General features: G+C 59.2%; 14 protein-coding genes. 13 read left to right on the top strand and 1 reads right to left on the bottom strand.

Features of this window, described 5'->3' with window-relative positions:
• The first annotated feature begins 51 nt into the window (after positions 1-51).
• The 6 genes from K3727_19325 to gap all read left to right on the top strand — a co-directional run bounded on the left by K3727_19325 (position 52) and on the right by gap (position 5,033).
• The gene (locus K3727_19325) at positions 52-1,242 is read left to right on the top strand and encodes an SMP-30/gluconolactonase/LRE family protein (GenBank protein ID UWQ90871.1); all 1,191 of its coding nucleotides are present in this window, start codon (positions 52-54) and stop codon (positions 1,240-1,242) included.
• 68 nt (positions 1,243-1,310) lie between these two features.
• Complete coding sequence (locus K3727_19320; protein ID UWQ90870.1) at positions 1,311-2,228, top strand: sugar kinase; 918 nt, start codon at positions 1,311-1,313, stop codon at positions 2,226-2,228.
• A 3-nt stretch (positions 2,229-2,231) separates the two neighbouring features.
• The gene (locus K3727_19315) at positions 2,232-2,936 is read left to right on the top strand and encodes an SDR family oxidoreductase (protein ID UWQ90869.1); all 705 of its coding nucleotides are present in this window, start codon (positions 2,232-2,234) and stop codon (positions 2,934-2,936) included.
• Between the two features lie 46 nt (positions 2,937-2,982).
• The gene (locus K3727_19310; protein ID UWQ93462.1) at positions 2,983-3,477 is read left to right on the top strand and encodes a 2,4'-dihydroxyacetophenone dioxygenase family protein; all 495 of its coding nucleotides are present in this window, start codon (positions 2,983-2,985) and stop codon (positions 3,475-3,477) included.
• The gene (locus tag K3727_19305; GenBank protein UWQ90868.1) at positions 3,455-3,859 is read left to right on the top strand and encodes a methylglyoxal synthase; all 405 of its coding nucleotides are present in this window, start codon (positions 3,455-3,457) and stop codon (positions 3,857-3,859) included. The genes K3727_19310 and K3727_19305 overlap by 23 nt, the downstream gene beginning before the upstream one ends.
• 142 nt (positions 3,860-4,001) lie before the next feature.
• On the top strand, positions 4,002-5,033 hold the full coding sequence (gap, locus tag K3727_19300; protein UWQ90867.1) for a type I glyceraldehyde-3-phosphate dehydrogenase: 1,032 nt from the start codon (positions 4,002-4,004) through the stop codon (positions 5,031-5,033).
• Between the two features lie 104 nt (positions 5,034-5,137).
• Here the strand turns inward: gap and K3727_19295 are convergent, their stop codons facing one another.
• Positions 5,138-5,527 carry a RidA family protein gene (locus tag K3727_19295; protein ID UWQ90866.1) on the bottom strand — a complete coding sequence of 130 codons (390 nt, stop codon included), beginning with the start codon at positions 5,525-5,527 and terminating at the stop codon, positions 5,138-5,140.
• A 134-nt stretch (positions 5,528-5,661) separates the two neighbouring features.
• Between K3727_19295 and K3727_19290 the strand changes: the two genes are divergently transcribed.
• From K3727_19290 to K3727_19260, 7 genes are all read left to right on the top strand, one after another.
• Entirely contained in the window at positions 5,662-6,357 is a 696-nt protein-coding gene (locus K3727_19290; GenBank protein UWQ90865.1) for a glutamine amidotransferase, read from the top strand.
• Positions 6,354-7,145, top strand: coding sequence for a creatininase family protein (locus K3727_19285; protein ID UWQ90864.1), 792 nt, complete (start codon positions 6,354-6,356; stop codon positions 7,143-7,145). The genes K3727_19290 and K3727_19285 overlap by 4 nt, the downstream gene beginning before the upstream one ends.
• Positions 7,142-8,389 carry an amidohydrolase family protein gene (locus K3727_19280; GenBank protein UWQ90863.1) on the top strand — a complete coding sequence of 416 codons (1,248 nt, stop codon included), beginning with the start codon at positions 7,142-7,144 and terminating at the stop codon, positions 8,387-8,389. The genes K3727_19285 and K3727_19280 overlap by 4 nt, the downstream gene beginning before the upstream one ends.
• Entirely contained in the window at positions 8,386-9,792 is a 1,407-nt protein-coding gene (locus tag K3727_19275; GenBank protein ID UWQ90862.1) for an FAD-binding oxidoreductase, read from the top strand. Before K3727_19280 ends, K3727_19275 begins: the two co-directional genes overlap by 4 nt.
• Positions 9,793-9,802: 10 nt before the next feature.
• Complete coding sequence (locus K3727_19270) at positions 9,803-10,687, top strand: TauD/TfdA family dioxygenase (protein UWQ90861.1); 885 nt, start codon at positions 9,803-9,805, stop codon at positions 10,685-10,687.
• An 85-nt stretch (positions 10,688-10,772) separates the two neighbouring features.
• Positions 10,773-12,434, top strand: coding sequence for an ABC transporter substrate-binding protein (locus tag K3727_19265; GenBank protein UWQ90860.1), 1,662 nt, complete (start codon positions 10,773-10,775; stop codon positions 12,432-12,434).
• Between the two features lie 60 nt (positions 12,435-12,494).
• Positions 12,495-12,986 (top strand): DUF2165 domain-containing protein, encoded by a 492-nt coding sequence (locus K3727_19260; protein ID UWQ93461.1) that lies wholly within the window; start codon positions 12,495-12,497, stop codon positions 12,984-12,986.
• The last annotated feature ends 155 nt before the right edge of the window (positions 12,987-13,141 follow it).

The following is a 13,141-nucleotide window of genomic DNA, read 5'->3' as shown; positions in this document are numbered from 1 at the left end:
GGCCGCTGTAACGACCTGCGGGACGCCAAAACATCAGCAAGGGAGGAATAGATGCTGAAACGAATGCTCAACACGGTGGCCCTGACTGCCGTTCTGGCGACCCCGGCGCTCAGCGCTGAGCCCGAGGTGGTCGTGGAATGGAACAGTTTGCCCTATGTGGTCAAGGACGCTGAGACGAAAGCTGCCTGGGAGGGGAGCGAAATCCACGGCAAGGCGCTGGTGCAAGGTGCCAAGGTGGACAGCGCAGGCAACATCTATGTGTCGACCGCGCGCTGGGGCGGGCCGGAAATCCCGTCGACCCTGTCCAAGCTGGTTCAGAACGGCGACACATGGGAGCTGGAAGCCTATCCCAGCGAAGAGATGAACGACATCGCCAACGCCGCCGGTCTGAAAGCCGTGCTGGGGTTCGAGATCGACCGCAATGACGTGATGTGGATCCTGGATCAGGGCCATGTGGCGGGTCCTCCGTATCAGAATGGCGACGCCAAGCTGGTGCTGTGGGATATCAAGGCGGGCAAGGAAGTGCAGCGCTATGTGTTTTCGGATGATGAGGCGGATGAGAACTGTTCGTTCCTGAACGACCTGGCCGTCGATAATGACACCGGGTTCGCCTATATCGCCGACAGCGGGATTTTCTGCGATCCGCTGCATGGCGGGCTGATTGTCTATGACAGCAACACCAACTCGGTGCGCCGGATTCTGGACCAACACCGGTTCACCAATGACGAGCCGAACTTCTTCTTTAACATCGACGACCGTCCGGTGCTGAAGAATGGCGGGATGCGCACCGGCGCCGATGGCATTGCGTTGTCGGGCGACAAGGAGACGCTGTATTGGACTAACCTGACCGGCAATCACCTGTATAGCCTGCCGACCGAGGTGCTGCGCAATTTCGAGGCGAACGAGACCGTGATCGAAAACGCGGTCGAGGTCGCCGCAGTACTGCCGTCGAACACGGACGGGATGACGGCGGACAATGCGGGCAACATCTACATGACCGCCCTGTCGCTGGACGGGGTCATGAAATTTGACGAAAGCACCCGTCAGGTCAGCCGTTTCGTGCATCACCCCGAGATGAACTGGCCCGACACCCTGGCCTGGGGGCCGGAGGGCGAAATGTATGTGGTGTCCAACCACCTGCATGTCTGGGTTGATGGCGACATGAACTTTGACGATCCCGAAATCCCGAACTTCCGCATCTGGAAGATCCCGGGCGTTGGCCAAAGCTACACGGCCGAATAACACTCCCCAACTGGTTGCGCCCTGTCACTGGGGCGCAGCCCTTTTCCATTCAGAAGAGACCGACCGACATGACCCCCGATATCCTGTGCCTAGGCGAACCGATGCTGGAGTTTAACCAGCAGCCCGACGGAAACTATCTGCCCGGACATGGCGGAGATACCTCGAACTGCGCAATTGCGGCGGCGCGGCAGGGGGCGTCGGTGGGCTATGTGACCCATATCGGGGCCGATACCTTTGGCAATTCGTTCATGGATCTGTGGCGGGCCGAGGGCGTGGATGTCGAACATGTCAAACAAGTGAGCGACGCCCATACCGGGGTCTATTTCGTGACCCATGGCAAGGACGGGCACGAGTTCAGCTATTTCCGCGCGGGGTCAGCCAGCAGCCGCATGGGACCCGCCGATTTGCCGATCTCGGCGCTGAAAACGGCCAAGATCCTGCATGTTTCGAGCATCAGTCAGGCGATTTCCGACACCGCGGCCGATGCGGTCTTTGAGGCGATAAGGATCGTGAAGGAGACGGGCGGTCAGGTGTCTTATGACACAAACCTGCGGCTGAAACTGTGGCCCATCGAGCGCGCCCGCGCCGTCACTCATGCGGCCATGGCACAGTGCGACATTGCCCTGCCGGGGTTGGATGACGCCGCGCAACTGACCGGGCTCTCCGATCCCGATGCCATCGCCGATTTCTATCTGAGCATTGGTGCCAAGATCGTGGCGCTGACGCTGGGGGCCGAAGGCACCCTTGTGGCGACACCCGAGAAACGCGAGCGCGTCAAGGGCCGCCGGGTCGAGGCGGTGGATGCCACGGCCGCGGGCGACACGTTTGACGGTGCCTTCCTGTCGCGGATCGTGGCAGGCGACGAACCTTTCGCGGCAGCGCGCTATGCCAATGCGGCGGCAGCCCTGTCGACCCAAGGCTATGGCGCAGTGGCTCCGATGCCGAGGAAAGAGGCGGTTGAGGCGTTTTTGGCCGAGGAGAATTAACGCATGAAACACGCCGTCATTATCGGAGGGACACGGGGAATAGGTGCGGGAATCGGCAAGGTTCTGCGCCAAAAAGGGTGGGTCATCACGGCAACCGGCGTGGGCGCAGACGAAGTGGCAGCCTATGCCGCGGACCAGTCCGACGACACCTGTGTGCAACTTGATGTGCGCGATACGGAGGCCGTTAACCAATTGTTTTCCGGTCTCGATAGACTTGATGGCCTGGTCAACTGCGCCGGCATCCTGGCGCGTGATGCAGAATACGACATGGAGATGTTCGAGACTGTCATTGACATCAACCTGAATGGCACAATGCGCTGTTGTCTGGCGGCGCAGCCCTTGTTGGCGTCGTCGGGCGGGGCGATCGTAAACACCGCATCCATGCTGAGTTATTTTGGTGGCCCACTGGTGCCAGCCTATTCCGCCTCCAAGGGCGGCGTTGCTCAATTGACCAAGGCACTCGCCGGCAAATGGGCCGCTGATGGTGTGCGCGTGAACGCCGTAGCGCCGGGGTGGATAGAAACCGAAATGACCGGTGCCCTGCGAGACGACCCGGTCCGAAATGGGCCTATTCTGGGCCGAACCCCGATGAACCGCTGGGGGAGGCCGACCGAAGTAGGTGCGCTTGCCGCGTGGCTTCTGTCGGAGGAGGCCGCCTTTGTGACCGGCGCCGTTTATCCTGTGGATGGCGGTTATTCTGCAATGTGAAGAGGAGGGGCCCATGCCCGTACAAGGAACCGACGAAGACCCGAGAATGCCTTATCAGCTGCCGTTCCCACCGGATGCACAGGACGAGATTGTCATCCCGCAGGCCATCGCGGAAGACGAGCGGATCTGGGTGCCGCAGACCCCGAGCGTGTCCTTTCGTCCGCTGTGTCTGAACCGGTCACAAGGCTATTGGATGAACCTTTTGCGCGTGCGCAAGGCGGGCGTGCTGTCGCGCCACCGCCACCCGCAACCAGTGCATGGCTTTGTTCTGAAAGGCCGGTGGCACTATCTGGAACACGACTGGGAGGCCCGTGAAGGCGGCTATGTTTATGAGCCGCCGGGCGAGACGCACACGCTGGTTGTTCCCGACGATGTGGATGAGATGATCACCTTTTTCCAAGTGAACGGCGTGATGCTTTATGTCGATCCTTGGGGCAAGACGATGGGGTACGAGGACGTCTTTACCAAGATCGAGATGTGTCGAAACCACTATGAAGAAGTGGGATTGGGGGCTGATTATGTCGACCAGTTCATCCGGTAGAGATCTGCGGCTGGCCCTGGTGGCGCACGACGCCAAGAAAGACGCCTTGATCGCGTGGGCCCGCGATCATGTTGCGCATATGCAGGATGCGATCCTGTTTGCCACCGGCACGACCGGTGCCCGTATCAAGGAGAACTTGCCCCGGCTGGACATCACATGTCTGAAAAGTGGGCCCTTGGGGGGGGATCAGCAGATTGGTGCGATGATCTGTGAAGGGCGGCTAGACGCCATAATCTTTTTCATCGACCCCTTGTCACCGATGCCCCACGACGTGGATGTCAAGGCGCTCAGCCGTTTGGCGATCGTGTATGACCTGCCATTTGCCAACAGCCCGACCACAGCCAATTTTGTCCTGCAGGGCTTGGCTGCCGCAAGGGCGTGAAACTTTAACCTGAACTGCTGCCCGAAACTGTGATGATACATCACGAAGGTCAGACCTGATATGGCGCTGTTTTGCTCAAAATGTTAGCGCAACCATTTTTCTGAATGGTGCGGTGCGCCAACTCAACAAGGAGACTGAAATCATGACAATCAAGATTGCAATCAACGGGTTTGGCCGGATTGGCCGTGGTATTCTGCGGGCCCTGCTGGAACGCGGCGACAGTGATATCGAGATCGTTGCCATCAATGATCTGGCACCGGCCGAGACGATAGCCCATCTTCTTAAATACGACAGTGTGCATGGCCGCTTGAACACTCATGTGCAGATCGAAGGCGACCATATGATTGTCGACCACCAAAGCATCCGGCTGACGGCCTTGCGGTCCCCCGAAGAGCTGCCTTGGGGGAATGTTGATATCGCTTATGAATGCACCGGGTTGTTCACCGCCCGCGACCAGGCGGCGCGGCATCTGAGGAATGGGTCCAAACGCGTGCTGATCTCGGCACCGGGCAAAGATGCTGATCGGACGGTGGTTTATGGGGTTAACGACACAGACCTGACCCCGGATGACTTGATTGTGTCCAATGCTTCCTGCACCACCAATTGCCTGGCCCCGGTGGCGATGGTTTTGGACCAGGCCTTTGGCATCAAGACGGGTTACATGACCACGATTCACGCCTTTACCGGTGATCAGCCGAGCCATGACACCAACCACAAGGATCTCTACCGCGCGAGGGCGGCATCGTTGTCGATGGTACCAACCTCGACTGGCGCGGCGCGCGCCATCTCGCTGGTGCTGCCACAGCTTGCAGGCAAGTTGGAGGGCTCTGCGGTGCGGGTGCCGACACCGAACGTGTCACTGATCGATCTGTCGTTCATGCCGGAAACTTCTGTGACACGGGACGAGATCAACACGGCGATCAAGGAGGCCGCCAATGGCGCACTCAGGGGGGTGTTGGCCTATGAAGAAGACCCGCTGGTCTCGATCGACTTTAACCATAATCCACACTCATCCTGCTTTGCAGCCGCCCAGACCACGGTGACCGCAGACGGAATGGTGCGCGTGGTCAGCTGGTATGACAATGAATGGGGCTTTTCCAATCGGATGATCGACACCGGTCGCCGTATCGGCGCGCTGTTGCAGGCTTCTGATCCGCTCAAATTGGCGAGTTGAGCCAAGGGCAACCCGCGTCATTCCAGTTGGATCCTCCTATCTGCTCCTGCTCGGATGACACCTATCAATACTGTATGTCAGACGAAAAGGCACTTGCAGGTGGTTCAAGGTGCGGCTGCCAAAATTTCTACTTCCACCTTGAATTCCGGTCGCGTGAAGCCTGAAACAATCAGCAAAGTAGAGCTGGGTAATCGGTCAGCATCCGCCAAGAACGCGTCCCGGGCGTGCATGTATCCCGCCATGTGTTCACGGTCCGTCACATAAGCCGAGATATGCGCGACGTCCTTAGGGCCCATGCCCGCAGATCTCAGGATTTCAGCCAGAGATTCAAAACAGATGACAGCCTGCGCATACGCATCTTCGGGGATGGAATCATCTTCTCGAATCCCCAACTGGCCAGAGCTTTGCACAATCCGCCAGTTCGCTGGAATCTCGACACCATGGGCATATCGGGCAAAGGGAGGGCGCAGGGTGTCTGGAGTTAACTCTTTCATTTTGCACGCCTTTTATCGGATCGCAAATAGACTTGTCTTTAGGAAAAATTTTTGCAAGCCTAAAAGAACATCTCTGGCACAGATCATAATCTAAGGGCCACGCAACACTATTTTCGTCAAGGAGGGCGATAAGTATGGCGCGTGTCCTATTGGTACGTCACGGCGGTGAGCCGGCGGATGACCGTGTGATCTCCTGGCTGACCGAGGCCGGGTATGAGGTCGACAGCCGCAAACCCTTTGCCGGCGATCTGCTGGGGGAGCCTGACGAGGATCTGGCGGGGACCGTCATCTATGGCGGGCTCTACAACGTCTATGAGACCGCCGAACACCCGTTTCTGAATGAAGAATACCGCTGGATCGGGCAATGTCTGGCGGCGGATGTGCCGATGTTGGGGATCTGTCAGGGGGCGCAGATGATCGCTCATCATCTGGGGGCCTGGGCGGGGCCACGTCCCGAAGAGATCTTTGAATTTGGGTATTACCCGGTGGAACCGTCGCCCCAGGCGGCGGGCTTTATGGACGCGCCCCTTTGGGTGACGCAATCGCATTTTCATACCTTTGACCTGCCAGCAGGCTCCGTGCGCCTGGCGGGGAATCCAAACTATGAAAACCAGGCGTTTCGTTATGGTGACAACGTTTATGGTGTGCAGTTCCATCCCGAAGTCACAATTGAAGGGTTCCGCCGCTGGCAGCGACAAAAGACCCATGTCTACGGACGCCCTGGCGCGCAGACGCTTGAGGAACAGACCCGGTTGATGATGGCCCATGATGCCGCGCAGGCAGAGTGGTTTTACGGGTTTCTGGATGGCCTGTTCGGGAGGCCGCAATGAGTTTGCAAGGCCATTGGGCTGATCAAAAAGCCCCCACGTTTCGCTCCCTGCCAAAGGATCTGGTGGCGGTGCTGCCGATCGGGGCGACCGAACAACATGGGCCCCATCTGCCCGTTTCGGTGGATAGCGACCTGACCGAGGCTGTGGTGTCCCGCAGCCTGGAACATCTGGCACCAGAGCAGAATGTGCTGGTTCTGCCGACGCTGACTATCACCAAAAGTGGCGAACACGACAACCACCCCGGTACGCTCAGCCTGTCGGCGGAAACGCTGTTGGCCACCCTGCACGACATTGGCGCTTCGGTGGCGCGGGCGCGGGTCGACCGGTTGGTGCTCCTCAATGGCCATGGCGGCAATACTGCGGTTCTGGATATTGTCGCCCGTGACCTGCGCATTACCCATGACATGATTGTGGCGACCTGTTCCTGGTTCGGGTTCGCCGACTATGCTGATTTGATTGCGCCTTCGGCGCTGTCCGTGGATCTCCATGCGGGTGACATCGAAACCTCCGCCATGTTGGCAGAGCGCTGTGATCAGGTCGACATGGCCCAGGCGCGAAACTTCATCCCCGAGATGCGGGCCTGGCAGCAGATGAACCGATTTATCGGGCTGACCAGCGAAGCGGCGCGCCCCGGGTGGATCATCGATGATCTGAACGCCGATGGCGCCTGTGGCGATGCCTCGGCGGCGACAGTGGAAAAAGGCGAAAAGATACTATCAACAGCCGCGGCCAATTTCGCGTTGTTCCTGGACGAGTTCTCGCGGTTCGATTTACGGGGTCGGTCATGACCGAGGTCCCTCCGTCAGAGATCATCTTGAGCGATGTGAAAGTGCCCCTGCCGCTGGTGGCGTGTCCAGACGCGTTCGGGGGGCGGCGGGAGCAAGGCTGTTTGCGTGGTGATCTGGTGATCCGGGACAGGCGCGCAGTGCGGATGCAGGCCTGCGCGGCGTCGGACACCACCCCCCGCATGGTGTTGCCCAGGCTGACCGAATGTCATGTACATCTGGACAAATGTCACACCATTGCTCGGATGCAGGGTGTCGGGGGTGACTTGCAGGCCGCCATTGCGGCTCAGGCCGCCGACCGCCGCAACTGGACCGCTCAGGACATCCGCACCCGGGCTGCACGGGGGTTGGACGAACTGATCGCGGCGGGGTGTGGATCCATTCGCAGCCATGTGGATTGGGGGACGGACAGTTCGGGGCTGGCGGCCCCGGTGGCCTGGCCGGTCCTGTGCGAATTGGTCGAGGATTATCGCGACCGCGCCACTGTGCAATTGGCCCCGCTGTTTGGGGTTGATGATTTACAGGACCCCCGGGCCGTCCACGCAGTCGCGCAACAGATCGCCCCCGCGAGTGGGGTTCTGGGGGTGTTCGTGCTGGATCAGCAAGAGCGTCGCAGCGGCATCCGCAATGCCTTGGCCGCCGCAGAGACGCATGGGCTGGCTTTGGATTTCCACGTGGACGAAGGACTGGGGCCAGGGCTGGACGGGCTGGAAATCATTTCTGATGTGGTGTTGGAAACCGGGTTTCAGGGGCCGGTACTATGTGGTCATGCCTGCAGCCTGATGAATCTGTCTGGCGATGCGCTGAACCGATTGACGGACAAGGTGGCCCGAGCTGGGATCACGGTTGTCTGCCTGCCAGCCACCAACCTGTACCTTCAGGGCAGGGACGCTGGCACACCAGACCGACGCGGGCTGACCCGCCTACGCGAGCTGCGCGACGCGGGCGTGCGGGTGCTGGCTGGGACCGACAATGTGCGTGACGCCTTTTGCCCTCTGGGCCGCCATGACCCGATGCACGCGCTGTCGTTGACCGTGCTGGCGGCACATCTGGACCCGCCATTCGAAGACTATTTGCCGATGATCACCACCAGCGCCGAGACCGCGCTTGGCCTTGTGCCCACGACAGTCGATGGGGCTGCAATCGGGGATCTCATTTTGATCGACGCCGCAACAATGCCCGATCTGCTGGCCGGGGGCATCGCTCCCGTTTCAATGGCCGAGGCATTGCAAGGAGACCGTTCATGACGTCCATTTCCGGAAAGACCGATATCGACTGGGTCCGCTTTGCCGAACGGCTGGCCCCGGTTGAGGTGATAACAGAGCCGGTGCTGGTCAAGAAACGATCACGCGATTTCTTTTGGTACAGTCCAATCCTGAATGAAGAACTGAAGCGCTGTTTCGGCGATCTGGTGGCAGTTCCTAAAACCACCGCAGAGATGAAACACTGTCTGCAACGGGCCTTTGAGGCCGATGTGCCCGTGGTTTTGCGCGGTGGCGGTACCGGAAACTATGGCCAGGCGGTTCCAGTCGAAGGCGGGCTGATCATCGAGACCACAGCCATGAACCGGGTTCTGGAGGTCGGCGACGGATTTGTACGTGCCGAAGCCGGGGCACTGATGGCGGATATAAACCGCGCGCTGGCCGAGAGCGGCCAGGAAATGGCGATGTTCCCCTCGACCCAGGACATCGCCACCATCGGCGGCTTCGTAGCTGGAGGGTCGGTCGGAATCGGGTCGCTGGCCACCGGTGCCTTGCGTGAACCTGGGAATCTGATCGAGCTCAAAGCACTGTCGCTGGAAGAGCATCCGCAGGAGCATATATTTCGCGGAGCTGATGTGTTGAAGATTCACCATGCCTGGGGGCTAAACGGGGTGATCACCGAGGTAACCCTGCGCACCGTGCCCAGCCGGGATTGGATCGCCTGCATGGCGACATTCGACGCTTATGAGCGCTGTTATCGTGCTGGCTATGCGGTGGCGACCAATGCTGCAATTGAACCCAAGATGGCCAGTGTCGTGGACCAACGCATTGTCGCATATTTTCCGCGTCTCAAGGGACATCTGCGGGAAGGTTGGGATCTGCTGGCCTGCTATGTCCCGGCGGAAAATGTTGAACTGTTGCGCGACCTTGTGGGTGAATACGGCGGCACGGTCGAACTGGCGTTAAACGATGCGGACCGCGAAGCCGCCAAAATCCCGCATGTGTTTGAATTCTGTTTCAACCACACCACGTTGCAGGTTCTGAAATCGGATCGCTCAGCCACCTATCAGCAGGTTGGCGTGCCGGACCCAGCGGATGCGGCCGCGATCATACGGCTGCGCGCGGATCTGGGCGATGACGTTTGGACGCACCATGAATTCATCCGCCTGGGCGGAGAAACTGTTGCCATCGACCTGCCGATCATCTGGTATTCCGGCCCCGAACGGCTGGAGGCGATCAATCGCACCTACGCTGCACATGGGTTTACGGTTTACGATGCCCACACCAACGAGGTTGAACGCGGCGGGCTGCACAATGCCGATTACACCCATCTTGCCTGGAAAAAGCGATTGGATCCCAAGGGGCTGCTGAACAGCGCCAAGTCTGCCGCCTGGTCCCAAGTCAAACATCTAAACGCCGACGAAATTGAGGCAAAGGCCGTTGAGTGAGGAGCTTGAAATGACTGAATTGAACATCATTCCGCTAAGTCCGGCTTTTGGTGCCGAAGTGTCGGGGTTACCTTTGGCGGAAATCGTCCCATCAGGGCGGTTTGCTGAACTGCGCGCGCTGTTCGAAGAGCACTCGGCGCTGCTGTTTCGCCAACAGAATTTCAGTGATGCGGCGCATCTGGAATTGGCCCGTGCCTTTGGTCAGATCGAAGATCGAAAAGCGGATGAACGCAAACCGGGGGAGGGGTTTACCATCCCCAAAGTAACCAATGAACAGGCCGATAGTTCGTTGAAACAAGACCGCGACCTGCACAAACTGCATCTGGAATCGAATTTTCTGTGGCATGCCGACAGCACATTTATGCCGGAACCGGCGCTGACCAATATCATTGCCGCCCGCGTTGTTGCCAGCAAAGGCGGAGCAACCGAATTGGCCTCGACCCGGGCAGCCTGGGCTGCCATGCCCGAAAGCCTGCGCAATCGAATCCGCGATCGGGGGATTTGGCATCACTATTCGGTGTCGCGTGCCCGGATTTCGCCCGAACTGGCCAAGCATCCGATGTTTCACAAATGGTCCGCAACCCATTGGAACGCGATCTGGGAGAACCCGGTGAACAGGCGTGAGGCGCTGTACATCGCTTCGCACGCCTACAAGGTGGATGGCTATGATGATGCAGAAGGCGAGGCACTGCTCGAAGAGCTGATGGCGTTCTGCACCCAGCCCGCGTTCACCTATTCCCATCAATGGCAGGTGGGCGATGTGCTGATCTGGGATCAACGCGCGGTTCTGCACCGCGGGCGGCCCTGGCCCTATGAACAACCCCGCACCCTGTCGAGCATCTGCACCACCGTCACCGAAGCCGACGGTCTTGGGGCAATGCGGATGCCGGCCTGAAGCACCCGATTCCGGACAAACGAGAAACCGGAGACACCAACGAACCGAGGGTCCCCCTCACGACCAACAGAGAGGAGAAATACAAATGGCATTTCTGACACGCAGCGGAAAACCCCTGCCGGAATCCATCACCAAGCAGGCTGGCAAGATCGAATCTGATCCGGTCAGCCGACGCGAATTCCTGGCTTTGGCCAGCTCATTCGGAGCGACGACGGCGACCGCCTATGCAATGCTGGGGGTGCCCGCCCCGGCGGTTGCGGCCACCGAGGCCAAGCAGGGTGGTACCGTGCGTATTCAGATGGAAGTGCGCGCGCTCAAGGACCCGCGTACCTTTGACTGGAGCCAGATCGCCAACTTCACCCGGGGCTGGCTGGAATATCTGGTCTCTTACGAAAATGACGGCACCTTCTCTCCGATGCTGCTGGAAAGTTGGGAAATCTCGACAGATGCCAAGACCTATACCCTGAATGTGCGCAAGGGCGTGAAGTGGAACAATGGCGATGATTTCACGGCCGAGGATGTGGCGCGCAACATTAAGGGGTGGTGTGAAAAAGCAATCGAAGGCAACTCGATGGCTGGGCGGTTTGCAGTTCTGGTGGATCCCGATACCAACGTCGCGATCGATGGCGGGATCGAGGTCGTGGACAGCCATACCGTCCGCCTGAACTTGCCCCGTCCGGACATTTCGCTGATCGCAGGAATGGCTGACTACCCGGCGGCCATCGTTCATGCGTCCCATACCGCCGATGCGATGCTGAGCAATCCGATCGGAACCGGTCCCTATCTGCCCGAAAGCCTGAGCGTGGGTGAACGGGGAGTACTGGTGCTGAACGACAATCACACCTGGTGGAATGCAGGTAATGGTGCTTGGGTAGACCGGGTCGAATATGTCGACTACGGCACGGAACCAGCGGCCTTTGTGGCGGCGGCTGATGCCGAAGAGGTGGATATGTTCTATACCATCGAAGGTGAATATATCGACATCCTGTCGTCGATGGATGGCTGGGTCCAAAACGAAGTCGTCACCATGGCGAGCATCGTAATCCGTCCCAATCAGTTGGCCGAAGTTGACGATATGAAGCCCTATGCCGACAAACGCGTCCGGCAGGCCCTGGCCATGGCCGTGAAGAACGACATCTTGCTGGAACTGGGCTATGACAACCGGGGTGTGACCGCGCAGAACCACCATGTCGGTCCAGCACACCCGGAATTTGCCGATGTAGGCGAACCGAAATACGATCCCGTCGGTGCCAAGGCGTTGATGGAAGAAGCGGGGATGATGGATTTCGAACATGAAATCATCTCGATTGACGATGCCTGGCGTAAGAACACGACCGATGCGGTGGCTGCTCAACTTCGCGATGCGGGGTTCAAAGTTCGGCGCACGGTTCTTCCCGGGTCGACCTTTTGGAACGACTGGGCCAAATACCCGTTCAGTTCGACCAACTGGAACCACCGCCCGCTGGGTGTACAGATCTGGGCGCTGGCCTATCGGTCTGGTGAGGCCTGGAACGAATTTGGCTGGGCCAACGCCGAATTCGACGCGATTCTGGAACAGGCCTTGGCCACCCCTGACACCGAAGCCCGCAGGGCGTTGATGGCCAAGGGTGAAAAGCTGGTCCAGGACGAAGGTGTCACCATTCAGCCTTATTGGCGGTCGCTCTATAACCACACGCGCGAGGGATTGATGGGTGGTGCTCATCATATCTCGTTCGAAATCCGCCCGGCGCAACTGCATTGGACCTGAGACTGTACTGGTGGGGCGGCATAGCCGCCCCACGTTATCTCTTCTTGGGGTGTTTCCATGATGTTCGAAACTGCGATCCTCTTGTCTCAAGTCGTAACCGTGTTTTTTTTGGCGGCTTGGCTGACCACAGGTGTCTTTGAAAACCTCATTCACGCGAGCCTGAACAGCACCTTTACAGCCGAGGTGCTGGACATGGCCCGTATGCGCGAAGAATACCCCGAAGCCTATCAGGACGTGGCCTATCGCCGGATCAGCAACCCGACCGTGCAAAAGAACTTGTTCCGGCTGATTGTGCTGTGGGAAGTGTTTGCGGCGGCGGTGCTGTGGGTGGGTTGTGTTGCCCTCGTGACGGCGTTGCTAGGTCTGACTGATCCGGATACAGCCCGGGGGTTGGCTGTGCTCGGGGCGCTGGCCTTTACCAGCGTCTGGGCCGGATTTCTGGTTGGAGGTAATTGGTTCTGCTACTGGTTCTGCCACGAGGGTGCGCAAAACACGCACTACCAGATGACCCTCTGGGGGTTGGGAACTCTGATCCTTGTGTCAGCCGGCTGAGCCAACTGCGCGCAGGCCACTGCATCACCCGAAAACGCACCGGGCAGGGCAACACACGCGGGGTCGGCTGGAATATGTTCATGTCTGTATCGATGACCATTCGCGCCGGCCGTCCACGCAACTCCATGCCGATGCGATCGCTGGCTGGCCGCTGA

This window comes from Rhodobacteraceae bacterium M382 (assembly GCA_025141015.1).
GTDB classification, from domain to species: domain Bacteria; phylum Pseudomonadota; class Alphaproteobacteria; order Rhodobacterales; family Rhodobacteraceae; genus Aliisedimentitalea; species Aliisedimentitalea scapharcae.
Note: the sequence above shows the minus strand (reverse complement) of the source record. Positions and strands in the feature narration are given on the sequence as shown.

Bases quoted from the DNA above. Each gene is read 5' to 3' on its own strand.
- K3727_19295 (UWQ90866.1), bottom strand. From the start codon at position 5,527: ATGAAAGAGTTAACTCCAGACACCCTGCGCCCTCCCTTTGCCCGATAT.
- K3727_19320 (UWQ90870.1), top strand. From the start codon at position 1,311: ATGACCCCCGATATCCTGTGCCTAGGCGAACCGATGCTGGAGTTTAAC.
- K3727_19285 (UWQ90864.1), top strand. From the start codon at position 6,354: ATGAGTTTGCAAGGCCATTGGGCTGATCAAAAAGCCCCCACGTTTCGC.
- K3727_19315 (UWQ90869.1), top strand. From the start codon at position 2,232: ATGAAACACGCCGTCATTATCGGAGGGACACGGGGAATAGGTGCGGGA.
- K3727_19325 (UWQ90871.1), top strand. From the start codon at position 52: ATGCTGAAACGAATGCTCAACACGGTGGCCCTGACTGCCGTTCTGGCG.
- K3727_19260 (UWQ93461.1), top strand. From the start codon at position 12,495: ATGTTCGAAACTGCGATCCTCTTGTCTCAAGTCGTAACCGTGTTTTTT.
- K3727_19265 (UWQ90860.1), top strand. From the start codon at position 10,773: ATGGCATTTCTGACACGCAGCGGAAAACCCCTGCCGGAATCCATCACC.
- K3727_19305 (UWQ90868.1), top strand. From the start codon at position 3,455: ATGTCGACCAGTTCATCCGGTAGAGATCTGCGGCTGGCCCTGGTGGCG.
- gap (UWQ90867.1), top strand. From the start codon at position 4,002: ATGACAATCAAGATTGCAATCAACGGGTTTGGCCGGATTGGCCGTGGT.
- K3727_19275 (UWQ90862.1), top strand. From the start codon at position 8,386: ATGACGTCCATTTCCGGAAAGACCGATATCGACTGGGTCCGCTTTGCC.
- K3727_19310 (UWQ93462.1), top strand. From the start codon at position 2,983: ATGCCTTATCAGCTGCCGTTCCCACCGGATGCACAGGACGAGATTGTC.
- K3727_19280 (UWQ90863.1), top strand. From the start codon at position 7,142: ATGACCGAGGTCCCTCCGTCAGAGATCATCTTGAGCGATGTGAAAGTG.
- K3727_19270 (UWQ90861.1), top strand. From the start codon at position 9,803: ATGACTGAATTGAACATCATTCCGCTAAGTCCGGCTTTTGGTGCCGAA.
- K3727_19290 (UWQ90865.1), top strand. From the start codon at position 5,662: ATGGCGCGTGTCCTATTGGTACGTCACGGCGGTGAGCCGGCGGATGAC.